Below are 24120 nucleotides of genomic sequence, written 5' to 3'. Positions count from 1 at the left end.
GTCACCTACACCCGCGTTTTCACCGTAACTTCCCCCCTGATGTCCGATCCGGGTGGTTCTGTGACAGGCAGATCGTGACCCGCCGGCCACCCGCGCCGCCCGGGCGGCCCGCTTCCGGACGCCCCGATCTGGGTATCCCGTCAGCAGGAGAAGAGGAACTGATGCACGGTCAGCGACGCGGGGCGGCGGACATCCCCCCGTGACGCGGGCGGCGTGCGGCGGGCGCGGCCGAAAATGCCGGGCCCGTTGTCGGAGGCAGGCCGTAGGCTTGCCCGCAGGCGTCCCCAGGAGGAGTGTCTTGACCCCACCGAAGCTGGTCCAGCAGCCGGAATACGAGTACCAGTCGCTGCGCATGCCGCGCGGCACCACCCGCAACGCGGCCCGGCAGGTGCTCACCGAGCACGCCGAATACGGGCACTGGGAGTTGGACCGGCTGCGGCTGTTTCCCGACGGAAGCCGTACCGTACTGCTGCGCCGGAAGATCATCCGGCAGATCAGAAGCTGGTGACAGCCACCCGCTGACGCCGCCGGCGACGGCGGCCCGCCCTGGCATCCCGGGCGGACAGACGCACACGCGCCCGAGGCCGTGGCGTACGGCTTCGGGCGCGCGGTCGGTCCGGGAGCGGGTGCGCCGTACCGGGCCGGCGGGGCTACCGGGTCAGCGGACCCCGGCGCGGGAGCGGCGGTAGAGCACGCCGCCGCCGAGCAGGGCGGCGAGACCGGCCGCGCCGAGCAGCTCGACGTCACCGGCACCCGTGGAGGCGAGCTGCGGAGCGGTGGCCTGAGCCGGCACGACCGCGGCGGCCGGGACGACGGCCGGCGACACGGCGGGAGCGTCGGCGGGGCCGCCCGCGCGCGGGGTGCCCGGGGTCTCCGGCGGGAGCTGCGGGTGGGTCTCCTCCGGCGGGCAGTCCTCCTGGGGAGCCGGGGCCACCTCGACGTTGCCGCAGGAGTTGCCGAAGGCCGGGTTGACCAGGCCGACCACGTCCAGCGAGTTCCCGCACGCGTTCACCGGGACGTCCACCGGGGCCTGCGCCTGGTTGCCGGAGAGCACGCCCGGCGAGCCGGTGGTGACGCCCGAGGCCGAGGCCCCCGGGACGCTCCCCTGGCCGGGGCCGCCGGGTGCCTTGTGCTCGGCGCCGTCATGGCCCGCGTGGCCGCCGCCCTGGTCGGAGCCGGAGTGGTCGGAGCCGGAGTGGTCCGAGCCGGCGTGGTCCGACCCGCCGCCGGGCCAGGACCGGCCGGGAGCGTCGTCGCCCGAGCCGGGCCGGCCGGAGCTCTCGCCGCCGGTGGCCCCGTTGCCGTGCGTCCCGGCGTCCACGTTGGCGCACCGGTTGCCGTACGACGGGTTGAGCAGGCCGATCACGTCCACGGTGTTACCGCAGGCGTTGATCGGAACGTCCACCGGGACCTGAACCGAGTTCCCGGATCCCACCCCAGGCGAGTTGACCGCGCCACCGTGGGCCTCGGCACTCGCATAGGCGTAGCCGGCGGTCGAGGCCAGCACACTGCCGGTGGCCACGGCCGTGAGGAGCCCCTTCTTGGCTACATTCCTCATACTTTCCCCTGACGTGTTGAGAAGACGTGTTGAAAGTCGGAATTTCCGAATTGCCGACTACACCTTCGGCTGCACAGGAGACAACGAGGCGCCGGACGAAAGGTTGAGCCGATCGGCGCCGCTTCACCCGATCGGGCGATTTCGGCCGGGGCGCTGACCGGGGACGATGACGCGCGCACGGGCGTGCCCCCGGGCGCGGCTGGTCCGCCGCCCGGGGGCACGTCGTTCACGGGTCGATCAGAGCCGGGCGCCGGGCGCCGGGCACCCGCCGCACGCTCAGACGTTCGCGCAGCTGTTGCCGAACGCCGGGTTGAGCAGGCCGATGACGCTGATGGTGTTGCCGCACACGTTCACCGGCACGTGCACCGGGATCTGGATCAGGTTGCCCGACAGCACGCCCGGGGAACCGGCGGCCACGCCGTGGGCCTCGGCGCCGTGGGCGGCGGCAGCGCCGGCACCGGCGAGCACCAGACCACCGGTGGCGGCGGCGACAGCGGCGAGCTTCTTGACGTTCATCGTTCCTCCTGTTGATGACACAACCCGTTCATTGGGTCGCAAAGGAATGAACGAGGCCCCGGCGAAGGGGGTACGGAGGAGAGATGCCATTCACCCGTAACGGTGATCTTCCGCACGGATGACCGAGTCCGTTTCCCGGCCGAATCGTTTCTCCCGCCTCCCCGACCCGCCCCGAAATCACCGGATCGGAGCGTGCGAACGGCCCGCCACCGAGGGTTCCGGGGCGGGCCGCACAGGGGCTTCGACCGCTCAGCAGGCGTCGATGAACCGGTCGAGCACGCGGACGCCGAACTTGAGCCCGTCCACCGGCACCCGCTCGTCCACGCCGTGGAACATGCCGGCGAAGTCCAGGTCCGGCGGCAGCTGCAGCGGCGCGAAGCCGAAGCAGCGGATGCCGAGATCCTGGAACGACTTCGCGTCCGTGCCCCCCGAGAGGCAGTACGGCACGGCCCGGGCGATCGGGTCCTCGGCCTTCAGCGCCAGCTGCATGGCCTCCACCAGCGCCCCGTCGAAGCCGGTCTCGATCGCCTTGTCCGAGTGCAGGCTCTCGCGCTTGACGCGCGGGCCGAGCACCCGGTCCAGGTCCGCCAGGAACTCCTCCTCGTAGCCGGGCAGGAATCGCCCGTCCACGTGCGCCGTCGCCTGGCCCGGGATCACGTTCACCTTGTAGCCGGCGCCGAGCATGGTCGGCTGGGCCGTGTTGCGCAGCGTGGTGCCGATCATCTTGGCGATCCCGCCGAGCACCCGCAGCGTCTCCTCCATGTTCTCCGGGTCGAGCTCGACGCCGAGCGCGTCGGACAGCTCGTCCAGGAACGCCCGGACCGTCTTGGTGATCCGTAGCGGGAAGGTGTGCCGGCCCAGCCGCGCCACGGCCTCGCAGAGCTCGGTGATCGCGTTGTCGTTGTTCTCCATCGATCCGTGCCCGGCCCGGCCCTCGACCGTCAGGCGCATCCAGTGCATGCCCTTCTCGGCCGTCTCCACCAGGTAGAGCCGGACCTGGTCGTTGACCGTGAAGGAGAAGCCGCCGACCTCGCCGATCGCCTCGGTCACCCCCTCGAAGAGGTCCGGGTGGTTGTCCACCAGGTGGCGCGCGCCGTACGTGCCGCCCGCCTCCTCGTCCGCGACGAACGCCAGCACCAGGTCGCGCGGGGGCTTGCGGCCGGTCCGCAGCCGGTCGCGGACGACCGCCAGCGTCATCGCGTCCATGTCCTTCATGTCGACCGCCCCGCGGCCCCAGACGCAGCCGTCCGCGATCTCGCCGGCGAACGGGTCGTACGTCCAGTCCGCGGCGTTGGCCGGCACCACGTCCGTGTGGCCGTGGATCAGCAGGCCCGGCCGGGAGCGGTCCTCGCCCTCGATCCGGACGACCGTCGAGGCCCGGCCCTTGGCCGACTCGAAGATCTGCGGCTCCAGCCCGAACTCCGCGAGCTGCTCCGCCACGTACTCGGCGGCCTTGCGCTCACCCGGCCCGGAGCCGTCGCCGTAGTTGCTGGTGTCGATCCGGATCAGATCGCGACAGATCTCGGCGACCTCCGACTCGCCCGTCACCTTCGGGCCCGACACCCGGTCCGCCTTCGAGTCGCTCACGGTCACTCCTCGTCTCTGGCCCGCCCGGCGCGGTTGGCGCCGCCCCGGAACCTGCGCCCGGGGTCGTGCGAGCACGGTCCGCCCATCCTCCCCCAGCCACCGCCGCACCCCAAGGAGATATCCCCGGTTCCCAAGGCCCCGCACCTGCTCAAACCTCCGGACCGGCCGTTTTTGGGACCAGAAGCCGATCTTTGCTACAGTTATCCATGTCAGCGCGGCAGTGGCCACGAGGACATCGAGCGGTACCAGCGGTACACCCGTCCGGGTGGCGGAATGGCAGACGCGCTAGCTTGAGGTGCTAGTGCCCTTTATCGGGCGTGGGGGTTCAAGTCCCCCCTCGGACACACTTTTAATACACGGTGCCCAGCTTTCGGGCAGCGGTCATCGGCGCCCGTTCCTGGCCTTCGGCGAGGGACGGGCGTTCGCCGTTCACGCCCTGCTCCGGTGGGCTGTCGGCACGGCGGTGGATGTCAGCCGATGGCGATCCTTTCTCTCGACGGCGTGCTGGCGGTCAGGGTTCTGCCCGCTGGGTCGTAGACAAGGTCGACACCGCAGGCCCGAAGCCGCGCAACGACCTCCAGTGCGCTCGCGACTCCCACGGCCTGCTCGTCCGCCCGGTGGGCGGCGAGCCTGATCCACAGGGCCAGCAGGCGCGGCAGGACCTCGTCCTCACGCACGTACGCGTTGCGCGGCCTGTCAGGACTGGGCGTCGCGGCGCTGGAGTGGCCGTGGCGGCAGCGGTAGGCGGGGCGGCCGTGCGACCAGCAGGACTCCATCACCCGACCGCACGGGCCGCAGCGCAGCAGCCCCGCAAGCACGTACTCACGCTCGGGGAGCGTGTCGCGTCGGGCGCGGATGCCCTGGACCGCGATGAAGCCGGCCTCACTGACCAGTGCGGGATGCGCCACATCGGTGGAGATGACCCAGTCGTCGGGGGAGTTCCAGCGCATCACGTCGCGCGTGCCGAGAGTGGTGTTGGCGGTGTCGATCAGGTCGTGGTCGGTGCGCTGGCGGTTCCACACCTGGCGTCCGGTGTAGCGGGGGTTGGCCAGGATCGCCCGCACGGTGGTGAGGGTCCACCGCTGCGCGCTGCGGTGTGCGTTGCGCTCCGGGTCCGCCGACGAGGGGCACGGGATCGCGGTGTCGTCGAGGGCGCGGGTGATCCGGGCGATGCTGTGGCCGGCCAGGCGCTGGGCGAAGATCCAGCTCACGATCCGCCCACACTCGGGGTCGGCGTCAAGACGCTGGATGCGCAGGCCGCGGCGGGCCGGCGCCCGGTTGGGGTGCGGCCCCGCGTCCACGAGCCGGTACCCGTAGGGCGGGCGGCTCCGAGGTAGCGGCCCTGGTCACGGGCTTGGATGGTCATGGCCGTGCGGACCCGGATGCGGGTGCGGACGATCTCGCGTTTTGCCAGGATGCCGAGCAGGACCATCAACTCCTCGTGCCCGGCGACCTTCGGGTCCACCGCGCCGCCCAGTTCCGGTAGCCACACGGCGACGCCGTAGCGCTCGAACAGCGGGGCCATGGCGGTGAACTGGCTCCCGTAGAAGGCCCTTTCGCTGGAGCCGATCACGATGGCGTCGAACTCCCACTCCGGATCGGCCATCGCCGCGAGCAGCGCGGCAGCCTCCGGCCGCCGGGCCCAGGGCAGGGCACGACTGTGGCCGACGTCGAAGAACTCCGCCACGATGCGGCCGTGACCACTCGTCAAGGCCTGCGCTCGTAGGAGCTGCCACCCTCGCGAGGTGACCGGGTCCTGATGGTCCTCGGTGGAGACCCGACCGTAGAACGCGAGCCGCAGCCCGCCCCGCTCCGAACGACCAGCCTCAAGCCGAAGCCGACCAAACCTCCCGGCCCAATGCGCCAACGATCCGCCTGGGACAGGGTCAGGGGCCGAAGCGGACAGCAGAGCCGTCGTAGTTCCCATGGTCATGGGCGGCACCTCCCACAGACGCGCACCTGCTTCCCCACCATCGGGATTACCGCCTGCGCGGCAGACACACCGAAAGACACCACAGTCAACCCGAAAGGATGAACATCACCTTCCGGCGTCGGCGACACGGGCGTGGGCGAGCATCGCGAGGGTAGCCCAGCGGGAGGCGCTGGACGCCGACCGTGCGCGTGCCCTTCTTCACGTCCCCGGTCTCGTCGACCACCAACACCGCACGGCCCTCGTGCAGATGCTCCACCACGTAGTCGCGCACCAGGTCGGCGTACCACTTGGCCCGGCCCAGCAGGTGCTGCACCCCGTCCGGAGTCGCCTCGCCGGCCCACTCGGCGATCGTCCAGCCGTTCTTGCGCGGCAGGTCCGACAGCAGCCCGAGCACCGACCGCCGTACCCGACGCCGGGGCTCGACCCGCCCGAACCGCCCCGCGATCCGGCCCATCAAGCCCCCGAACGCCTCCTCCAACGGGCAGAGTTCACGCTCTGACCTGCAGCCACCGCATGATCTTCTGTCTTCACACACCGATGATCAGCGGTGGCCGTTCGCATTCCCGCAGCGGCCCCGCCAACAAGATCACGACCTACGGCTGGAGCACCAGACAGCGCCGACGGCCATGCCGCGGGTGAGGTCCGCTGGAAGATGAAGAAGAAGATCACCATGGGGAGGACACCCAGCAGGGCGACGGCACTGAGGGCTGTTGGGTCGCTGGTGAACTGAGCCGATGTGGCGGACAGGACCAGCGGCGCGGTCTGGTTTTCGTTGGAGATGAGCAGGACGACGGGGAAGAGGAGCTCGTTCCAGCTCCAGACGAAGAAGAACACGCACATGACCGACAGATCGGTTCACCGCACGTCCTCCGGTCGCCAGCCCGGCGGGACCTTGGGAAGGCCGAAGAGAGCGTCGATCCCGAGATGCTCTCGCAGAGGTGCCTTGAGCCCCGCGGCCGTCGATCAGCTGGAGGCGACCGGTGCGGTGGGCGAAGTCGACGCTGGGCTCCCCGAACCACGCGGTGGTGACCAGGATGCCCTTCGCTGCGGCCTTGTCGTGCATCACCCCGGCGAGTGCGCGGACGGCATCGGTGGGAACCGTGCCCTTGAGCCGCTTGGCCTGGATGATGCACAGGCCTCCGGTCAGGGGTCCCGGTTGACCGCTACGGCGTCGACGCCGTCGTCCCGGCTCGCCTGCGTCGTCCACGCCTCCAGACCGATCGCCTCGAACAGCTGCCGGACCAGGTGCTCGAAGGCGAACGGATCCATCTGGACGAGATCGGGGCGGCTGTCCAGCCCTTCGCTTCGGGCGCGTAGGCGGCACGGACCCACGGGCGACACCCCTCGGGCAACGGCGATCGGACCAGGAGGTCCTCAACTGCTGCGGCGAACGCCTCCGGGCCGCCCTCCGCCAGCCGGCTCTCGGCCCGACGACGATAGGCACCGAGGTCGCCGGGACGACTCAGCAAGATCGACTCAAGCTCCTCCACCCGCTCCCGGACCGCCTCGGTGCGCCGCACCGCTGATTCCCTGAGCAGTTCGACGTCCGCGGCCTGCCGCAGCCGGACATTCTCGCGTTCCGCCTTCTCCTGCTCCCGCGCCTGCGCTTTGACCTCGCGCTCACGCTCCGCCAGCCGTTTGGCCGGCTCCCGCTCGACCCGGGCCGCCTCGCGTTCCTGCGCCACCGGTTCTGCACGCAGACCCTGGGCTGGACAAGGCCCCGGCTCCGAAGCCGCTGACCGCTGGACCTGGCTCGTCATCGCCGCCCGCACCCAGCTCCGCCTTGCCCGCTCCCTCGCAGCCGACCTCCGCCGCCCATGGAAGAAGCGGACCGAGCAGCACCGGCTCACCCCGGCACGAGTTCGTCGCGAGTTTCGGAACCTCCGACCCCGCAAACGCGATCCCGTGATCGCGCTGCGGCGGATCCTGGTCCGCTCCACTGCCAACGCCGCAGGCCAGCGCGCGGCCCGCGACAACCTCAGTCGTAGAAGCGGTGGCCCTTGGCCGGACCCCTGCGGACGGCTTCTGCCAGGCCCTCTTGGGCACCTTCCTGGCCCGGGTGTCCGGGCAGAACTTCCCGGCGCCTGGGTGGTCTTCGTCCGAGAAGGCCCTGCGAGGACGTAGCCGGTGCCGTGTTCCTCCCGCGCGGAGTGCACCTGGTGGGCCGGAACGAGGGCTTCGGCTGACGGCAGGGGCCATACCCCGCTCACCTTCGGCGAGCGGTTCTCTAGACTGAACGGGTGCCCACCTCCCCGAAGCGCCCCGCGAAGTTGTCCGGCATCCGAGCCCCCAAGCAGGAGCGCAGTCAGCGGTCCTTCGAGCTGGTGCTGGACACCACCCTGGAATTGCTCGCGGAGCAGGGATACCAGGGTTTCTCACTCACTGAGGTGAGCCGCCGTTCCAAGGTTTCGGTGGGGGCCATCTACACCCGGGTCGACGGTAAGGACGACGTCCTGCGCGCGGCGCAGGAGCGCTTCCAGGAGCAGGTGTGTGCCGAGCAGCGGGAGCTGTTGCGCGGTGACCGGTGGGAGGGGAAGCCGCTCGCGGCCCTACTGCCCGAACTGATCAAGGATTTCGCCCGTCTGCTGGAGCGGCGCGGGAAGGTACTGGGCGCCTTCATGCAGCTGGGCGCGGTGGACGAGACGGTGGCCAGGGTCGGTAAGGTCGGCTACTTCGATCTGCGGGACCGCTTCACAGCCCTGCTTCTGGAGCGCCGAGATGAGATCCGCCACCCCGATCCCGAGCGGGTGGTCACGTCCTGCTTCGTCACCGTCTACGCGACGCTCGCACGCGCCATGGCGCTGGACGTCGCGGCGGAGGCCGCGGAGGCGGCGGGCGGCGACGGTGACCTGTCCGCGCTCATCGAGGACCTCGGTGGGATGTCGCTGTCGTTCCTGTGCTTCGACAGGCCTTCGGAGTCCTGAGATTTCGGCGCCGGACGCCCTTGCGTCCGGCGCCGAGTGCCTCAACCGATCGGCCCTGTACGCAAGTCGCCGGCCTGGTCGACGTACACGCGGAAGCGGTGGAAGATGTCCCGGCTGGAGCGGCCGAGTCGGATCTCCCAGCGGCCGGCCCGCGGCTTCCAGGTGCCCGCCCGGGTGTCCCACATGCTGAAGTCCCGTACATCCAGCGGGATGTCGACCCGCAGCTCTGCCGGCTCGGGGGAGACCTCGACGGCGGCGAAGCCCACCAGGTGCTGTTCGGGGCGCCCGGGTTCCACGGTTCCGGTGTCCGTGAGCGGGACGGCGTACACCTGGACCACTTCCTTGCCGGGTCGCCCTGCCGCGCTGTCGAGCGTGACTCCGACCAGGGCGAGATGCCGGCCGGTGGGGTCGGCGTACAAGTGCGCGGCGCGCCAGCGGACGTCCGCGTATCCGAGGCCGTGGCCGAAGCAGAAGCGGGGCGTGGTGTGCAGGGCGTCGAAGTGTCGGTAGCCGATCAGGGGGCCCTCGGCGTAGGTGAGGCGGCCGTCGTCGGACGGAGCGGTCGAGGTCACGGCGTGATCGGCGTCCGCGCGGGCCAGCGTGACCGGCAGTCGTCCGCCGGGCTCCAGCGCCCCGGTCAGGACGTCGGCCAGGGCGGGTCCGTACTCCTGGCCGGGGAACCAGGTCAGCAGGACGGCCGCTGCCCGGTCGGCCCACGGCATGTCTACGGCGAAGGGAGCGTTGACCACCACGACGGTGCGCGGGTTTACTGCGCAGACACGCTCGATCAGGTCGATCTGGGCGGCCGGCAGGGCGAGGGAGTCACGGTCCTGACTCTCCAGTGAACTGTCCTGGGAGACCCCGGCGAACACGATCGCGGTGTCCGCCGCCCGCGCGGCGTGCACCGCGCGGGCGGCCAGATCGGCCGGCGCGGCGGCACGCCCGCCGAACTGCATCCCTTGGGCGCGGCCCCCGCCGGTGAAACGCATCTCGAAGTCGATCCGGACCTGCCGGCCGGCCGTCAGCTCGACCGGGACCCGGGTGATGTCACCGTGCAGCAGTGCCCCCATCACGTCGGCGGGCAACGCCCGGGAACCCCCTCGGCCGCTCTCCTGACCGTCGATCAGCAGACGTACGTCACCGGTGCCGGCGAAGTGGAAGTCGTAGGTGCCGTCGGTTTCGGGTGTGAGCAGGCACGAGGCCCGTACGAGCCCGGCGGACCCGGTCGGCAGGTCGGCCAAGGCGCCGATGCCGGGCAGTTCGGTGAACCACACCAGGATCCCGGTGGCCCGGGTGTCGGTGGCCAGCGGCTCGGACACCGCGCCGTCGGTGCCGACGCGGTGGTAGGTGACGGTGAAACCGGGTGCTCCGGGTGAGTCTGCGGCCCGGGGGTCGAGAGGCAGCAGGGAGGGCACGCGGGACTCTGACGGAGCGCCGGGCTCATAGGCCGTGACCCGGGGGCCGAGTGCCTCGCGCAGCGCTGCCAGGGGTGTGCGGACCTCGGGGCCGAGGGCGATGCGGGCGAAGGTGCCCCCCTGGTAGGCGGGTTCGTCGGCTTGGGGGCCGATCACCGCGACGGACGTGTCATCCGAGAGGGGCAGGACCGTGCGGTCGTTCTTCAGCAGGACGAAGGAGTCCGCCGCCGCCTCGTGCAGCACCCGCCGGGCCTCGGCCGCCGGCCGGGTGGGAGCGGTGCGTCCGGCGGTGCGCCGGGACAGCAGGGCCAGGCGTTCGACGGCCCGCTCGACCGTGGACGCGGCGACGTCACCGGCCCGCACGGCCCCGGCGGCGGCGGGGCCGAGGTAGCGGGCAGGACCCGGCATCTCCAGGTCGAGGCCCGCGGTCAGGGAAGCGGTGGTGGAGTGGGTGCCGAACCAGTCGGACATCACCACGCCGTCCCAGTCCCACTGTTCGCGCAGGACGCGGGTGAGCAGACCGTGGTGTTCGGCGCAGTGTCGGCCGTTCACCTTGTTGTAGGCGGCCATCATGGCCCATACGCCGGCTCTTGCTGCGGCGGCGAAGGGCGCCAAATAGACTTCATGGAGGGTTTGTTCATCGACCTGGACGTCGTAGCCGTGGCGGCCTGTTTCGGTGTCGTTGCACACCAGGTGCTTGGCGCAGGCCGCGACACCCTTGCTCTGCACACCGGTGATCCAGGCGGCTCCGAGGACGCCGGCGAGATAGGGGTCCTCGCCGAAGTGCTCGAAGTCGCGACCTCCCGCCGGGCTGCGACTCAGGTTCAGGTTGGGACCCAGCAGGACGTCCACGTCGCGCGCGGCGGCCTGTTCACCGAGCAGCTCCCCGACCGCCTCCACGGTGGCGCGGTTCCAGGTGGCAGCCAGTGCGCTGCCGCAGGGCGCCAGCAGCGAGACGTCCCGCTCGTCGAGGAGGCGGCCGGTGACGCCCATGGGACCGTCGACCAGGCGCAGGGCGCGCACGTGGTGCTCAGGGTCGCGGTGCGTGGTCTGCATGTCGGCACCGGCGGTAAGGCGGGCCAGCAAGTCGAGGTCGTCCAGGTCGTTCACGGGGTCACAGGGCCTTCGTCGGTGAGCTGTCATGCAGAGCGGGAAGGGGCCGGCGTGCCTGCGCCACTCTCATGGCGGGTGGGCACGCCGGATGAAACGGCTGCCGGTTTCAGGCGGCGCGCACGGCGGCTGGCGCCGCGGTGTGCCGCAGCGCGAAGTCGTGCACCTGGCCGCCGAGCATCGCCAGCTGGTCGGCGGCGGCGGAGTCCGCGCAGGTGCCGTCGGCCTCGAAGAGCCTGGTTCGCGCCGAATTGAGGGTGACGCCCAGCGGTGTCGGCCAGCCGCGCATGGCGTGGACGACGTTCCGCAGGGCGCTCAGCGTGGTCCCGCACGCCTGCCAGCCGGCCGCGGTGACCACCAGGCCGACAGCGCGACCGTCGAAGTAGACCCGGTCGTCGTCGCGCAGGTCCTCCAGCAGGTCGACGGCGTTCTTGACCAGTCCGGAGATGCCGCCGTGGTAGCCGGGAGAGCCGATGATCAGCCCGTCGGCCTGCCGTACGGCCTCGACCAGGCGCTTTTGCTCGTCGGTGCGCTCGGGGCGCTCCGGGGCGTAGTGAGGAAGCGCGGCGAGGAAGTCGCCGCCGAAGTGCACGGTGCGCGCGCCGCGCCGCTCGGTGGCGGCGAGGGCGGTGCGTACGGCCAGTTCGCTGCTGGAGCCGGGACGGGTAGTGCCGCCGATACCGACGATGAGGTGACTCATGATGTGGAGCTGCCTTACTGGTCGGTGGAGCGGAAGCGGGGCATGACCTCGTCGGCGAACAGGCGCAGCGAGGACTGGGTGAGGGCGTACCGCTCGGGGGTGAGGGGTCCGTTGGTGAAGCCCATGAGGATGTTGCCGACGTCGAGCTGCTCGTAGTGGTGCAGCTGTTCGGCGACCGTGTCCGGGCTGCCGTACAGGCACCAGGTGCGGATCCAGTCCTCGGACAGTGCGTTCGGCGGGTCGGGCAGGTCGACGCCGCTGATGGCCTCGGCCCGCTTGTTGAAGGCGTGCTCGCGCTCGATGGCCTCCTGGTAGGCGCCGAGGATGATGTCCAGTTCCTCCCGGGCCTGCTCGTCCGTGGGCGCGACGTGCACGCACTGGTAGGAGTGGGTGGTCCAGGACATGGAGTCGTCGATGACGTTCTGCGGCTGTCCGGAGCCGGCCATGGCCGCCCGGTAGGCGTCGAGGTACTTCTGGAAGGCGGTCGAGGGCTCCCCGCTCGCCGGGATCGGCGGGACGAACGCGGGGATGAAGGCGGGCCAGCCGTACTTCGCGGCGCGGGCGGTGCTCGCCTCGCGCATCGCCACGCTCATCAGGCGGTGGCGGTCGCTGTAGGGGGCGGGCACGATCCGCTGGACCACCGCGCCCTTGTAGGGGCCGTGCTCGAACTCGATGGGCTCGTCCTCGACCTTCTTCGCCCACAGCCGCTGGACCAGTTCGACCTGGGCGTCCATGAGATCCTTGGAGTCCTGGAAGTTCACGCCGAAGCCGATGGTCTCCTCCGGCGTGGTGCCCGAGCCGATGCCGACCAGCAGCTTTCCGCCAGTGAGGTGGTCGAGGAGGTTGACTCGCTCGGCGAAGCGCACAGGGTGGTGCAGCGGCAGCGTGGTCACCGAGAAGCCGTAGTGCACCTTCTGCGTCCGGCCAGCCAGGTACGCCGCGAACAGGAACGGATCCGACGCCATCGGCGCGTAGCCGGTGAAGTGGTGGTCGGGCAGGAAGACGGCGTCGAAGCCGAGCCGGTCGGCCTCCAGCGCGTGGTCGGCCAGGGTCTGGATGACGTAGGAGTCGTCGTCTGGACCGGTGGAACGGCCGACGAGGAACACGGAGAAGCGCATGAGCAGTCCCAGATCAAAGAAACGGAATCGAGATTCTGAATCTAGGTCGGCCGAAGCCCCCCGTCAAGACTGGAGCCCAAGGAAACGAAAACAGAATTCTGTATTGACGGCGAGCTGTCGGTATGACACGTTTCGGCCACCGGCCTCCCTGGCACGCTCAGCGCGCCGCAGGTCGGACGCGGTGGGATGCACAGAGCCGCAGCAGGCCCGCACCCGCCACCCCCCACCCGTTTCTGCCTTCACAATGAAGTGAGCGTGCGTGCACATGACAGACCAGACGCTTGCGGCCGCGCCCGCGCAGACTGGCCCCCCGCAGTTGTCCCGCAAGGAGAAGCTGGGCTTCGGCCTTGGCGACCTCGCCTCCAACTTGTCGTGGAACTTCACCGGCAGCTTCCTGCTGTACTTCTACACGAACGTCGCCGCCATATCAGCGGCCGTCGCCGGCACCATCATGCTTCTCGCCCGCATCCTGGACGCGGTTGCCGATCCCGTGGTCGGCGTGGCCGTCGACCGCACCCGCAGCCGCCACGGGCGTGCCCGCCCCTACCTGCTCTACGGCGCGGTCCCCTTCGGCGTGCTGTCCGTACTGGCCTTCGTCTCACCCGACGTCTCCCATACCGGCAAGGTCATTTACGCGGCCGTCACGTTCCTGCTGATGGGCGTCGTGTACTCGGTCGTCAACATCCCCTACGGCTCACTCATGCCGCTCATGACCCGCGACAGCCGCGAGCGCATGCAACTGGGCACCGCCCGGGCCGTCGGCATGTCGATCGGCACCATCTTCGTCGCCATCGCCACCCCGCACCTGGTCACCACATTCGGTGGCGGCAGCGAAGAACGCGGCTACCTCCTCACCGCCGTCCTCCTCGGTGCCGGAAGTGTCGTCTTCTTCCTGCTCACCTTCCGCACCACCACCGAGCACTACAGCGACCTGCCCGCACAGGAAGCGGCCGGCAAGACCGTCACCGGAGCCTGGACCACGGTCAGGCAGGGCCTCCGCAACGGCCCCTGGGTGCTCTCCGCCCTGTTCATGGTGGTCAACTTCACCCGCCTGGGACTGCTCACCACCGTCACCGTCTACTTCTCCCTGTACGTCCTCAAGGAACCGTGGACCATTTCCGTCCTGCTTCCGTTGATCTCCGGCTCCCTGCTCGTCGGCTCACTGGCCGCACCCCGCTACTTCGCCCGCCTGGGCAAACGGCGCGGCAACGTCCTCGCCCTGGCCGTCGGAGCGCTGCTATACGCCGTTATGCCCTTCACCGAATCGGTCCTCCCCCTGCTGATCACCGTCTACGTGTGCGCCTGCCTGGTCATCAGCCTCAGCCTCACCTCCAGCTTCACCCTCGTCGCGGACTCGGTCGACTACCACGAGTGGAAGTTCGGCAACCGGGCCACCGGACTGCTGAACGCCGCCCAGTCCCTCGCCACCAAACTCGGCACCGCACTGGGCGCCGCACTGGTCGCCGCAGTCCTCGCCATGACAGCCTTCGACCCCGGCCACGTGGGCGGAGCCACTGTGAACGGCCTGCGCTGGCTCTACTACGGAGCACCGATCGCCCTGCTGTTGCTCCAGCTCCTCGTCATGTCGTTCTGGCGGATGGATGCCCTGCACCCCCGCATCCTCGAAGAGCTCAAGGAACGACGGGAGTGCCTGCGTTCCGCGTGATTCTGGGGCGCTGGAGTCTCTGCCGGGTTGAAGGTGCAGGTCAGGGCAGGGACTGGTGACGCGGCCGGATTCGCCTAGAGACGCGATCTCGCGGATCCGCCTGCGCTGGCCTGCCGTTGTCCGTAGGTCTGAAGTCGTGCATATGAAGACGACGAAGCGGAGAACAAGCCGGGCACGGTGCGGTCTCTGCACCTGGCTCACCACGAGTGGGATCCGGTGACGGGCCGGGCACCCGCCGGGCCCATCACCCCGGCGGGTTCATCGTCGGTCGGCGCCGACCGGCCGGCGGCCGGGGACGGCCGGCCAGCGTGGGCCGGTTTCGGGGTCGTTCAGCCACACGAACTGACCGTCGGACCGCACCGTCATCCCGTAGTCGTACGGCGTCGGCCGGTCGAACCGCTCCCAGGACCGCGGTCCCGTGCAACCCCGGCCGAGTACGTCGAACTGACCCCGTACGCCGGCCCAAAGCCCTCCTGTGGACGCCCGAACGGATCGCCCAGTGGCGGGAGAGCGGCCAGAAGCCACCACCGGTCATGGCCTGGACGGCCGAGCAGACAGGCCACTTCCTCGACTACCCCGTCGAGACCGAGCACCGTTTCTACGGGCTGTTCCACATCATCGCCCTCCGCGGGCTCCGGCGGGGCGAGGCGTGCACCCTGGCCTGGTCGGACGTCAACTGGGACGCCCGGGCCCTTGCCGTCACCGAACAACTGGGCCAGGACAGCTGGGAGATCATCCAGGGCCGGGCGGCGCCCGCTGCCCGGCTGGCATCCAGGAATTTGCCGCCGCCAGCCAATTGAATCCGACCGTCCACACATCACCCGTGCCCGGAAAGCCCGCCGACTCCATTGAGCACTTCCGTTGGCGGAACCGGTGAGGCCACCAACGGGTTCACCGGCTGTACCGTCAGATCTCGCCGTCGAAGTGCCCACTGCCGTCGAGCAGGTCCAGTCCGCGCCGCGCCCAAGCGATCTCCGTCCTGGCCCGTTCGATGAGACCGTCGTAGGCGAACACCTTGAACGCCACGATCCGCTCGTGGTCCTGCGGCAAAGCAGTCTTCAGCCGTGCCAGAAGTGTCGGGTTCGTCCGGTCCAGGATCCCCTGGCGCTGCGCGAGCCACTGCTCCAGCTGCTGGGAGTGGAAGTCCACGTGCAGCTGCAACTGCTTGCGCGCCGCTTCGGGCTCGGCCCACTCCAGGTAGGCCGCCTTCAAGTGGTGCACGTCCCGCTCGCGCTGGTAGCCGAGAGGGCTGTTGATCCAGGCCCGGAACTGCAGGGTTCCTTCCTCGGTGATCCGGTACTCGCGCTTGGTGCGGCGACCGCCCGAGGCCATCTCCTCGGCCTGCACGAGCCCGTCGGCCTCCATGCGGCGCAGTTCGGGATAGATCTGCGAATCGGGTGCGTGCCACACGTGGCCGACCGAGGCGCCGAACTGCTTCGCCATGTCGTAGGCCGTGAGGGGACGGGCTGTCAACAGGGCCAAAAGCGCGTATCGAACGCTCAACGGTCCTCACCCTTCTGCACGCCCGCGCCCGGCGCCGGCGAAGTCCGCGCTGCAGGGTCTTGCGGACACCTCTGCCCATAGGTATAGGTTACGACACACCCCTATACCTATCGAGATAGGTATTGAAGCGTGCCGCAGCAGCTCCGGCTGCCTCTCCCCCACCCGGAGGATCCATGCCTTCCCTGGACACGCCACAGACCTCGACGACGAACAAGACCCTGGGACATCCGCTCAACACCTGGTACGCGGCCGCATGGGACCACGAAGTCACCGCCAACGCACTGTTCTCGCGCACCGTGGCGGGCCGACCCGTCGTCCTCTACCGCACCGACGCCGGCCGCCCGGTCGCGCTGGCTGACGCCTGCTGGCACCGCCTGGCACCGCTCTCCCGCGGCAAGCGGGTGGGCAGCGACGAGGTTCAGTGCCCCTACCACGGTCTGCGCTTCAACTCCGCGGGGCGCTGCACCCAGATGCCGGCCCAGAGCACCATCAACCCCAGCGCGACGGTCCCCTCCTTCCCCGTCGTCGAACGTCACCGCTTCCTCTGGGTGTGGCTCGGGGATCCCACCCGGGCGGATCCCCAGACGGTGCCCGACATGCACCAGATGGACTCACCCGACTGGGCGGGCGACGGCTCGAACTTGTCGGTCGACGCCAACTACCAGCTGCTGCTCGACAACCTCATGGACCTCACCCACGAGGAATTCGTCCACAGCAGCAGCATCGGCCAGGCGGAGCTGAGCGAATCGGACTTCGAAGTCACGCACGACGAACGGACCGTGACCGTGTCCCGGTGGATGCTCGACATCGACCCGCCCCCGTTCTGGCTGAAGAACATGCGGGACAAGTTCCCCGGATTCACCGGCCGGGTCGACCGCTGGCAGATCATCCGCTTCGAGGCACCCTCGACGATCCGCATCGACGTCGGCGTGGCCAAAGCCGGCACCGGAGCGCCCCAGGGCGACCGCAGCCAGGGCGTCAACGGCTACGTCATGAACACCATCACGCCCCGGACGGACCGCTCCTGCCACTACTTCTGGGCCTTCATGCGCAACTACCGCCTGGAGAGCCAGCTCATCACCACGCAGCTCAAGGAGGGCGTGACCAACGTCTTCGGCGAGGACGACATCATGCTCGCCGCCCAGCAGGCGGCGATCGACGCCAACCCGGACCACGAGTTCTACAGCCTCAACATCGACGCCGGCGGAATGTGGGTACGCCGGCTCATCGAACGCATGCTGGCCGCTGAATCCCCGGCCGCAGCCGGCGCCTGACCGACCACCCCCGACCCACTCAGGAAGACACCATGGCAGCACAGAACCAGCCCGTGTGGCAGACGGGCACGGTCGTGGAAGCGACCCCCGCCGCCACCGGTATCCGGCGCATCGTCGTGGCGCCGGCCAACCCCCAGCGCGCCGCACCAGGCACCCACGTCGACGTCCTCGCCGACCTGGGCCACACCAGCGAGACGCGTTCCTACTCGATCGTCGAGTCCAACGACGACGGTGCCCTGCTCACCCTCGGCGTCCAACTGGCCTCCCGCACACGTGGGGGTTCGGCGTTCATGCACGCCCTGACCGCGGGCGAGCGGATCACGATGACGCAGCCGCTGCAGAACTTCCCCCTGCGCGTGGGAGCCGACCGGTACGTCCTGCTCGCCGGAGGGATCGGGATCACCGCCATCGCCGGCATGGCGCGCCTCCTGCAGCAGCTGGGCTCGGACTACCAGCTCGTCTACGCCGGCCGAAGCCGCGACCGCATGGCCTATCTCGACGCCCTCGAAGAGCTCCACCAGGAGCGAATCCGCGTCCACGTCTCCGAGGACGGCACCTCTCTGGACGCATCCTCGCTGGTCGAGGAGATCGCCACCACCGGACCGGCGGAACTGTACATGTGCGGCCCCATCCCCCTCATGGACGCGGTACGCCGCAGCTGGCGGGAGAACGGCCTGCCCCCGACCGACCTGCGTTACGAGACCTTCGGGAACGGCGGCTGGTTCCCCTCCGAGGACTTCGTCGTATCCATCCCGCGGCTCGGCATCCGAACCACCGTCGAAGCCGGGCAGACCATGCTCCAGGCGCTCGAACGTGCCGGCGCGGACGTCCTCTCAGAGTGCCGCAAAGGCGAATGCGGCCTGTGCCAGGTCACCGTCCTCGACGTACAAGGTCGTATCGACCACCGCGATGTCTTCTTCGACGACGACCAGAAGCAGGCGACCAAGCGCCTGTGCGCCTGCGTCTCACGGGCCGTACGGAAAGACCCGGCCGGCACCGTAGCCTCCATCGGCGATGACCGCGCCGTACTGACCCTAGACATCCCCTGACAACTGCCCTAGGACTCCGCCCGAGGAAGCTGGTTGACGCTTGCTCACTACAGACCCGGAGCGGCGCACATCGGCAAGGACGGCTCGCAGCCGGAAGGGCCGGTGACCGTATGTTCGGGGTGAAGTCCTGGAGAGACTTGGAACAGACGCGGGCCTGCAAATCCTGGGGCGCGCATAGGCAAGCAGAACAGGCCGACTCCCTCGGCCTGCCGGGGGCCAGCATCCGGGCGCATGTCCATTGATCATTTCTCGGCGGACTCGAAGAGCGCCTGCAGGGACGTTTCGCTGGGCTGGAGGGGAACCGCGGGCGGGCATCGAATGGTTCTCGTCAGGAGCCACCGTGCGGGTGTGTGTTGCGGCGGGAGCCCGGGGCTGGCAGGAGAGAGGCAGTGGCGCGCGGCCTCCCCTTCGTCACCCTGCATGCCGGCCCTGGCGGTACCGCCGGAGCACACGATTTGTTCATCGTCGATGGGTCCGGATCCACAGGCCCGCCGGCGCTGGGACACGGAGCATGCACAGCCCGTAACGAAGGACCGGGACCGAGTCTGACGCTGCCGACCGGCACGATGCCGACGGGTGCCACGCCCGACCCGCCATCGGCGTGTCGCAGCCCCCTCATACCGCAGCGTCGATCTGCTGCGCCGTCCAGATCGTCTTGCCGTCCCTCGTGTACCGGCTGCCCCACTGTTGTGTGAGCTGGTGCACGAGGAACAGACCGCGGCCGCCCTCGTCCGTCGGCCGGGCATGGCGCAGGTGCGGCTGGGTCTGACTGGGGTCGGAGACCTCACAGATCAGGGACCGGTCCCTGATCAGACGTAGGTCCACTGGGCTGCCGGCGTACCGGATCGCGTTGGTGACCAGCTCGCTGGCCACGAGTTCGCTGGCGAAGGCCAGATGCTCCAGGTCCCAGGAGGCCAGCGTGCGCGTCACCGCTTGTCTGGCGTGGGCGACAACGGACGGGTCCGCCGGGAACCGGAAGTGGGTGGTGTTTTCGGGGGCCAGCCGCCGCACGCGAGCCGCCAGGGCTGCTCCGTCCCTTCCGGCCGCGCCGGGCGCACCGAGGGTTTCTTCAAGAAGGTCGTGGAGTGCTGCGACTCTGCCCCCTGCGGTGGCCGATTCGGCCCTTTCCGCCGGGAGGGTGGCACCACCGGCGAGGAACAGCAGCACGCTGCCGGGATCGAGACGCAGCTCGACGGTCTCATAGGGCAGGTCACCGACCCCGAGCGCCTGCCGGGGTTCGATCGGGACCGGAGCGGCCTCGCCACCAGGACAGATGACCACAGGGGCCATGTGACCCGCACTGGCCATGGCGCAATGGCCTGTGACCGGATCGTAGACGGCGTAGAGACAGGTGGCCCCGATCTCGCCCGCACGTCCGTCACGGTCCGCCGGTGGCCCGGTGTGCGCGCGGTGGCGCGCCAGTCGCCGCACGAGCTCGTCGATGTGGGTCAGCACTTCCTCGGGAGCGAGGTCGAGGTCGGAGAGGGTCTGGATCGCGGTGCGCAGCCGACCGGCCGCAGCAGCCGCGGCGACCCCGCGGGCGGCAGTGGTCCCGGCCACGAAGGCGACCCTCGCCGAGGACAGCGGCACCGCATCGGCCCAGGCACCGCAGTTCGCCGCCGGGGACGGGGAAGGCACGTGGAGGTACGCGATGTCTGCGGCGCTGACGTCCTCGACGGACGGCGGCAGGAGGCTTCGCTGAAGCGCCTCGGCGCTGCGGCGCTCATGCACGAACCGCCGGGCGTTGTCGATGCTCAGGGCGGCCCGGGTGACGACCTCCTCGGCGATGTCCTCGTCGAGGGCGTCGAAGGGCAGCCGCGCGGGCAGCCGCTGCATCAGCACCCGGCCGAGGGTCCGGCCGCGTGCCTGCAGTGCGCCGGCCAGTAGGGAGAACACCCCAGATTCGCCCGCGTCCGGCACGGCGGACGGATCTGGGAGAGCAGGGTCCTGGTCCGGCTCAGGAAGGCGTTCGCAGCGGCCGAGTGAGGCGACGCGCAATCGGGCCGCTTGTCCGGAGAAGTCGTCCGGCTCCTCGCCGGACAGCACGGCCTCAGAGAGGTCGACGGCAGCCCCGTCGGCGAAGGCCGGCACGAGGACCTCCACCAGCTCCCGTGCACACTGCGCGGGATCGAGATCGGCACCGATGCGGCGCGCCGCTTCCCCGGCGAGGAAGCGGCCCTCCTTCTCCCGGTGCTCGGCCGTGATGTCGGTGAACGCCACCACAACGCCGCACCGGCTGCCGTCCGGGCCCGACAACGGGATCGCCGACAAGGACACGATGCGGTCCGACAGAGGCTGCTCGGCACTACGAGCACGTTGAGGGACCTCGACCATCGCCTCTCCCGTCTCCAGCACGCGCCGGAGCTGCACCTCGATCTCGGCGGCGTCCTGGGCGACCAGTGCCTCAGCCAGCGGCTGCCCGCCCAGCCGTTCCACCATGGAACCCCCGGAGGGGGATCCGAACTGTTCGTCGAGGCTCACCCGGGTCACCCGGAGTGCGGCGTCGTGGACGGCGAGACCGACCTTCGCCTGGGAGAAGAGTGCCTGCAGCAGAGCCGCGTCCTGGTCCGCGTACTGCGCCGTCCTCTCCGGAAGCAGCCGCAGCAGGCAGTCTGCGGCCCCTGCCCCCGCTACGGGCAGCAGCTGGCACCTCACCGGCATGCCCGTACTTCGTAGCGTGGCCGACCAGGAGGAGGGCGGGGCCTCGCCTCCGGATCTGCCGGGCCACGGGTCGAGAAGGTCGGGTACCCGGGTCTCCCTCATCCGATCCGCCGGTACGCCGAGGTACTGCTCGGTACCGGGGGACCAGCCGAGAACGTCGTCGCCCCCCACCAGAAGCACCGATTCATTTCCGAGGAAGCCGCTCATGTCCCTCACCCTCCTCCGCGAAGGCTTGCGGGCAGACGGCCCAGGCCAGACCGGCCCTCGCTCACCAGTGTGACCGGACCGACACACGCCCGCCTGCACAGTGGCCAGCGCCCCTGCATGATGCGCCGCCTCTACGTACGTCAACTGTCCAGGAGGACGACGTCGAGGGTTCGGGGGCCGTGGACTCCTTCAACGCGGCCGGGTTCGATAATGCTGGTGGCGAGGGGCCGGAGGTGGTGCGTTTATCGCGGATGGTGCGGGTGGCGTGGGTGAGGTTGGCGCGCCGCTGTCCGTTCCTGGTGAAGATCTTGGCGGCCTTCGGGAAGGCGGGCGTGCCGATATAGGTGCCGCCTTGATCCGCGTCCGAGGGCGGTGTTCTGCGCCAACGACCTGCTGGCGCTTGGCATGCTGCAGGCGGTGTTCGCGGCCGGCGTCCGGGTCCCCGAGGACATCGCGCTGGTCGGCTACGACGACATCGAGTTCGCCGCAGCTGCCGCGGTGCCGCTCACGTCCGTGCGGCAGCCTGCTGTGACTCTGGGGCGGCAGGCCGCCGACATACCGACGGGCAGCCCGACGTAGTTCTCGGCGAGTTCGGCGGCGGCGTGCGTGGATGTGGCGATGCGCTCCAGCTGGGAGATCTGGAGGCGGCGCTCGAACGGCGTGTGTCCCGGGTCTGTGTGCAGGGTGGTCGTCATGAACCAGGAGAAGTGCTCGGCGCGCCACACTCGCCGCAGGCAGGTGTCGGAGTACGTGTCGAGAAGGGTGGTGGAGCCGGTCGTGTACCTCTCGGTGAGAGCCGCGGCCAGCACGATGACGTCGGCGGCGGCGAGGTTGAGGCCCTTGGCGCCGGTCGGCGGGACGATGTGGGCGGCGTCGCCGGCGAGCAGTACCCGCCCCCAGCGCATCGGTTCGGTGACGTGGCTGCGCATCGGCAGCACGGACTTCGCGGTGATCGGTCCGCGGTGGAGCGGGCCGGAGCCCTCCGAGGCGAGCCGGAGGCCGAGTTCGTCCCAGATCCTCTCGTCGGGCCAGTCGGCGACGTCGGTGCCGTTGGGTACCTGGAGGTAGAGCCGGCTGACCGTGGGACTGCGCACGCTGGCCAGGGCGAAGCCGCGGTCCGAGTGGGCGTAGACCAGCTCGTCGCCGACCGGCGGCGCGTCGGCCAGGACACCGAGCCAGGAGTACGGGTACGTGCGCTCGAAGGTGCGCCGCTCGGCCTCCGGGATCGCTCGCTTGGCAACGCCGTGGAAGCCGTCGCAGCCCACGACGTAGTCACAGGTCAGGGTCTGCTCCCGGCCCTCGTGCGTGTAGCGGATCACCGGCCGGTCGGTGTCCGCGCCGTCCACTCCTGCGACCTCGGCGCCGAACAGGAGCGGCCCGCCCTCCCGCAGTTGCAGGGCGATGAGGTCTTTCACCACCTCGGTCTGGGCGTAGACCATGACGCTGCGCCCGCCGGTGAGTGCGGGGAAGTCGAGGCGGTGGGAGCGGCCGTCGAAGCGCAGTTCGACGCCGTGGTGCACGAGGCCCTCCCGGTCCATTCGCTCACCCGCCCCGGCGGCACGCAGCGCGTCGACAGTGGTCTGTTCCAGGATGCCGGCGCGCTGGCGCTGTTCGACGTAGGCGCGGTCGCGGCTCTCCAGGACGACGCTGTCGATGCCTGCTCGGTGGAGGAGGCGGGCGAGGAGGAGGCCTGCGGGGCCGCCGCCGATGATGCCGACGGTGGTGTGCATCAACTGTTCCTGTCGTCGAGAGGGTGGTCGGGGAGGAGGTGGTCGTCGCGCAGGACGCGGTCGGCGACGGCGAAGGCGGCGTTGGCGGCCGGTACACCGCAGTAGACGGCGCTCTGGAGCAGGACCTCGCCGATCTCCTCCGGGGTGAGCCCGTTGCGCAGGGCGGCCCTCACGTGCAGCACGAGTTCCTCGTGGTGGCCTCCGGCGACGAGGGCGGTGAGGGTGATGCAGCTGCGGGTGCGGCGGTCCAGCCCGGGCCGGGTCCAGATGTCGCCCCAGGCGTAGCGGGTGATGAAGTCCTGGAAGGGGGCGGTGAAGGCGGTGGTCCGGGCGGCGGCTCGGTCGACGTGGGCATCGCCGAGGACTGCGCGGCGCACCCGCTCCCCCGCCGGCCGTTGCCCGCCGAGGTGCTCCCGGAGCGCGGCGAGGACGGCGTGCGGCCGTTCGACGGGTGCGAGATGGGAGGCGCGGGCGATCTCGGTGAGCGTGGCGCCGGGGATGCCGTCGGCGAGTTCGCGGGCGTGGGCGGGCGGGGTGGCTGGGTCGTCGCGGCCGGCGAGGACGAGGGTGGGTGCGGTGATGAGGTGCAGGTCGGCGCGCAGGTCGAAGGCGGCGAGGGCGTCGCAGCAGGCTGCGTACCCCTGCGGGTCGGCGGCGCGGTGGTCGGCGGCCAGGGCGCGGGCGACGGGCTCGTCGGTGAAGGCGGGGGTGAACCAGCGGCCGGGGGCCGTGTCGGCGAGCGGGCCGGTGCCTTCGGTGCGGACGTGCGCGGCGCGGGCCCGCCAGGCGTCGGGTGCGCCGAAGCGGGCGGAGGAACAGATCAGGGCGAGCGAGGTGACGCGCTGCGGGTGGTGGACGGCGAGGTGCGCCCCGACGGCGCCGCCCAGGGAGATGCCGGCGTAGGCGAACCGGTCGACGCCGAGGTGGTCGGCGAGGTCCAGGACGCGGGCGGCGAGGTCGGCCACGGTGGCCCCGGCGGCGAGGAGGGTGGCAGGCGAGCCGCCGTGTCCGGGCAGGTCCCAGCGGACGACGCGGTGGGTGGCCGCGAGGGCGGGGGCCTGTGCGTCCCAGACCGCGAGGGTGGTGCCGAGCGAGGGCCCGAGGAGAAGGGCCGGTGCGTCGGCGGGACCGTCGGCGCGGTGGTGCAGGACGGTCGACATCACGGGTGC

20 protein-coding genes, 1 tRNA gene and 5 pseudogenes are annotated in these 24120 nt (G+C 70.4%); 9 read left to right on the top strand and 17 right to left on the bottom strand.

The genetic code is table 11. The features are described 5' to 3' along the window. Window positions 1–298 precede the first annotated feature (298 nt). A complete protein-coding gene (locus tag OG823_RS27715) occupies window positions 299–508 on the top strand; it encodes a DUF5703 family protein (RefSeq protein WP_371482758.1) in 210 nt (69 codons plus the stop codon). A gap of 150 nt (window positions 509–658) precedes the next feature. Here OG823_RS27715 and OG823_RS27710 read toward each other — a convergent pair whose 3' ends face one another. From OG823_RS27710 to OG823_RS27700, 3 genes are all read right to left on the bottom strand, one after another. After that, the gene (locus OG823_RS27710; protein WP_371482756.1) at window positions 659–1558 is read right to left on the bottom strand and encodes a chaplin; all 900 of its coding nucleotides are present in this window, start codon (window positions 1556–1558) and stop codon (window positions 659–661) included. Between the two features lie 276 nt (window positions 1559–1834). After that, window positions 1835–2074 (bottom strand): chaplin, encoded by a 240-nt coding sequence (locus tag OG823_RS27705; RefSeq protein ID WP_371482754.1) that lies wholly within the window; start codon window positions 2072–2074, stop codon window positions 1835–1837. A 249-nt stretch (window positions 2075–2323) separates the two neighbouring features. Further along, on the bottom strand, window positions 2324–3661 hold the full coding sequence (locus OG823_RS27700; protein ID WP_371482752.1) for a M20/M25/M40 family metallo-hydrolase: 1338 nt from the start codon (window positions 3659–3661) through the stop codon (window positions 2324–2326). A 259-nt stretch (window positions 3662–3920) separates the two neighbouring features. On the opposite strand from OG823_RS27700, the gene OG823_RS27695 reads away from it, so the two are divergent. Continuing rightward, window positions 3921–4005, top strand: a tRNA-Leu gene (locus tag OG823_RS27695). A 126-nt stretch (window positions 4006–4131) separates the two neighbouring features. On the opposite strand, the gene OG823_RS27690 is transcribed toward OG823_RS27695, so the two are convergent. The 6 genes and pseudogenes from OG823_RS27690 to OG823_RS27665 all read right to left on the bottom strand — a co-directional run bounded on the left by OG823_RS27690 (window position 4132) and on the right by OG823_RS27665 (window position 6863). Further along, window positions 4132–4872 carry a recombinase family protein gene (locus tag OG823_RS27690; protein ID WP_371482751.1) on the bottom strand — a complete coding sequence of 247 codons (741 nt, stop codon included), beginning with the start codon at window positions 4870–4872 and terminating at the stop codon, window positions 4132–4134. Further along, window positions 4869–5372, bottom strand: coding sequence for a hypothetical protein (locus tag OG823_RS27685; RefSeq protein WP_371482749.1), 504 nt, complete (start codon window positions 5370–5372; stop codon window positions 4869–4871). The genes OG823_RS27690 and OG823_RS27685 overlap by 4 nt, the downstream gene beginning before the upstream one ends. Window positions 5373–5760: 388 nt before the next feature. Continuing rightward, window positions 5761–6048, bottom strand: a pseudogene (locus OG823_RS27680) (transposase); the annotation flags it as partial. After that, entirely contained in the window at window positions 6048–6428 is a 381-nt protein-coding gene (locus OG823_RS27675) for a hypothetical protein (protein ID WP_371484761.1), read from the bottom strand. The gene OG823_RS27675 and the pseudogene OG823_RS27680, both read right to left, overlap by 1 nt. 181 nt (window positions 6429–6609) lie before the next feature. Further along, window positions 6610–6720: pseudogene (locus OG823_RS27670) on the bottom strand (restriction endonuclease); the annotation flags it as partial. A 17-nt stretch (window positions 6721–6737) separates the two neighbouring features. Continuing rightward, a complete protein-coding gene (locus OG823_RS27665; RefSeq protein WP_371482747.1) occupies window positions 6738–6863 on the bottom strand; it encodes a restriction endonuclease in 126 nt (41 codons plus the stop codon). A gap of 416 nt (window positions 6864–7279) precedes the next feature. Here OG823_RS27665 and OG823_RS27660 point away from each other — a divergent pair. Further along, window positions 7280–7508: pseudogene (locus OG823_RS27660) on the top strand (transposase); the annotation flags it as partial. 326 nt (window positions 7509–7834) lie between these two features. Next, a complete protein-coding gene (locus OG823_RS27655) occupies window positions 7835–8518 on the top strand; it encodes a TetR/AcrR family transcriptional regulator (protein WP_371482746.1) in 684 nt (227 codons plus the stop codon). 41 nt (window positions 8519–8559) lie between these two features. On the opposite strand, the gene OG823_RS27650 is transcribed toward OG823_RS27655, so the two are convergent. From OG823_RS27650 to OG823_RS27640, 3 genes are all read right to left on the bottom strand, one after another. Beyond that, window positions 8560–11043 (bottom strand): glycoside hydrolase family 3 protein, encoded by a 2484-nt coding sequence (locus OG823_RS27650; protein WP_371482744.1) that lies wholly within the window; start codon window positions 11041–11043, stop codon window positions 8560–8562. Window positions 11044–11152: 109 nt separating this feature from the next. Next, the gene (locus OG823_RS27645) at window positions 11153–11743 is read right to left on the bottom strand and encodes an NADPH-dependent FMN reductase (protein ID WP_371482742.1); all 591 of its coding nucleotides are present in this window, start codon (window positions 11741–11743) and stop codon (window positions 11153–11155) included. A gap of 14 nt (window positions 11744–11757) precedes the next feature. Continuing rightward, window positions 11758–12861 carry an LLM class flavin-dependent oxidoreductase gene (locus tag OG823_RS27640; RefSeq protein ID WP_371482740.1) on the bottom strand — a complete coding sequence of 368 codons (1104 nt, stop codon included), beginning with the start codon at window positions 12859–12861 and terminating at the stop codon, window positions 11758–11760. A gap of 265 nt (window positions 12862–13126) precedes the next feature. Here OG823_RS27640 and OG823_RS27635 point away from each other — a divergent pair, with 265 nt between their 5' ends. Together OG823_RS27635 and OG823_RS27630 are read left to right on the top strand one after the other, a co-directional pair. Then, a complete protein-coding gene (locus OG823_RS27635; RefSeq protein WP_371482738.1) occupies window positions 13127–14527 on the top strand; it encodes an MFS transporter in 1401 nt (466 codons plus the stop codon). A gap of 533 nt (window positions 14528–15060) precedes the next feature. Continuing rightward, window positions 15061–15327 (top strand): hypothetical protein, encoded by a 267-nt coding sequence (locus OG823_RS27630; protein ID WP_371482736.1) that lies wholly within the window; start codon window positions 15061–15063, stop codon window positions 15325–15327. 106 nt (window positions 15328–15433) lie between these two features. Here OG823_RS27630 and OG823_RS27625 read toward each other — a convergent pair whose 3' ends face one another. Next, a complete protein-coding gene (locus OG823_RS27625; protein ID WP_371482735.1) occupies window positions 15434–16000 on the bottom strand; it encodes a PadR family transcriptional regulator in 567 nt (188 codons plus the stop codon). Between the two features lie 203 nt (window positions 16001–16203). On the opposite strand from OG823_RS27625, the gene OG823_RS27620 reads away from it, so the two are divergent. Together OG823_RS27620 and OG823_RS27615 are read left to right on the top strand one after the other, a co-directional pair. Beyond that, entirely contained in the window at window positions 16204–17304 is a 1101-nt protein-coding gene (locus OG823_RS27620; protein ID WP_371482733.1) for an aromatic ring-hydroxylating dioxygenase subunit alpha, read from the top strand. Window positions 17305–17336: 32 nt separating this feature from the next. After that, entirely contained in the window at window positions 17337–18353 is a 1017-nt protein-coding gene (locus OG823_RS27615; protein ID WP_371482731.1) for a 2Fe-2S iron-sulfur cluster-binding protein, read from the top strand. Window positions 18354–18968: 615 nt separating this feature from the next. Here the strand turns inward: OG823_RS27615 and OG823_RS27610 are convergent. After that, window positions 18969–21221 (bottom strand): SpoIIE family protein phosphatase, encoded by a 2253-nt coding sequence (locus tag OG823_RS27610; protein ID WP_371482729.1) that lies wholly within the window; start codon window positions 21219–21221, stop codon window positions 18969–18971. 140 nt (window positions 21222–21361) lie between these two features. Continuing rightward, a pseudogene (locus OG823_RS27605) lies at window positions 21362–21448 on the bottom strand (lactate utilization protein C); the annotation flags it as partial. 124 nt (window positions 21449–21572) lie between these two features. Here OG823_RS27605 and OG823_RS27600 point away from each other — a divergent pair. Continuing rightward, a pseudogene (locus OG823_RS27600) lies at window positions 21573–21779 on the top strand (substrate-binding domain-containing protein); the annotation flags it as partial. Here OG823_RS27600 and OG823_RS27595 read toward each other — a convergent pair. Then, entirely contained in the window at window positions 21686–22951 is a 1266-nt protein-coding gene (locus OG823_RS27595) for a 4-hydroxybenzoate 3-monooxygenase (protein WP_371482727.1), read from the bottom strand. The pseudogene OG823_RS27600 and the gene OG823_RS27595 overlap by 94 nt on opposite strands. After that, the gene (gene pcaD, locus OG823_RS27590; protein ID WP_371484672.1) at window positions 22951–24111 is read right to left on the bottom strand and encodes a 3-oxoadipate enol-lactonase; all 1161 of its coding nucleotides are present in this window, start codon (window positions 24109–24111) and stop codon (window positions 22951–22953) included. The genes OG823_RS27595 and pcaD overlap by 1 nt, the downstream gene beginning before the upstream one ends. Window positions 24112–24120: the final 9 nt, after the last annotated feature.

This window comes from Kitasatospora sp. NBC_00315, from assembly GCF_041435095.1.
Classification (GTDB): domain Bacteria; phylum Actinomycetota; class Actinomycetes; order Streptomycetales; family Streptomycetaceae; genus Kitasatospora.
Note: the sequence above shows the minus strand (reverse complement) of the source record. Positions and strands in the feature narration are given on the sequence as shown.

Excerpts from the sequence above, each read along its gene's own strand:
- OG823_RS27645 (WP_371482742.1), bottom strand. The coding sequence starts at position 11,743 with ATGAGTCACCTCATCGTCGGTATCGGCGGCACTACCCGTCCCGGCTCC.
- OG823_RS27705 (WP_371482754.1), bottom strand. The coding sequence starts at position 2,074 with ATGAACGTCAAGAAGCTCGCCGCTGTCGCCGCCGCCACCGGTGGTCTG.
- OG823_RS27595 (WP_371482727.1), bottom strand. The coding sequence starts at position 22,951 with ATGCACACCACCGTCGGCATCATCGGCGGCGGCCCCGCAGGCCTCCTC.
- OG823_RS27640 (WP_371482740.1), bottom strand. The coding sequence starts at position 12,861 with ATGCGCTTCTCCGTGTTCCTCGTCGGCCGTTCCACCGGTCCAGACGAC.
- OG823_RS27665 (WP_371482747.1), bottom strand. The coding sequence starts at position 6,863 with ATGGATCCGTTCGCCTTCGAGCACCTGGTCCGGCAGCTGTTCGAGGCG.
- OG823_RS27610 (WP_371482729.1), bottom strand. The coding sequence starts at position 21,221 with ATGAGCGGCTTCCTCGGAAATGAATCGGTGCTTCTGGTGGGGGGCGAC.
- OG823_RS27615 (WP_371482731.1), top strand. The coding sequence starts at position 17,337 with ATGGCAGCACAGAACCAGCCCGTGTGGCAGACGGGCACGGTCGTGGAA.
- OG823_RS27630 (WP_371482736.1), top strand. The coding sequence starts at position 15,061 with ATGGCCTGGACGGCCGAGCAGACAGGCCACTTCCTCGACTACCCCGTC.
- OG823_RS27620 (WP_371482733.1), top strand. The coding sequence starts at position 16,204 with ATGCCTTCCCTGGACACGCCACAGACCTCGACGACGAACAAGACCCTG.
- pcaD (WP_371484672.1), bottom strand. The coding sequence starts at position 24,111 with ATGTCGACCGTCCTGCACCACCGCGCCGACGGTCCCGCCGACGCACCG.
- OG823_RS27710 (WP_371482756.1), bottom strand. The coding sequence starts at position 1,558 with ATGAGGAATGTAGCCAAGAAGGGGCTCCTCACGGCCGTGGCCACCGGC.
- OG823_RS27635 (WP_371482738.1), top strand. The coding sequence starts at position 13,127 with ATGACAGACCAGACGCTTGCGGCCGCGCCCGCGCAGACTGGCCCCCCG.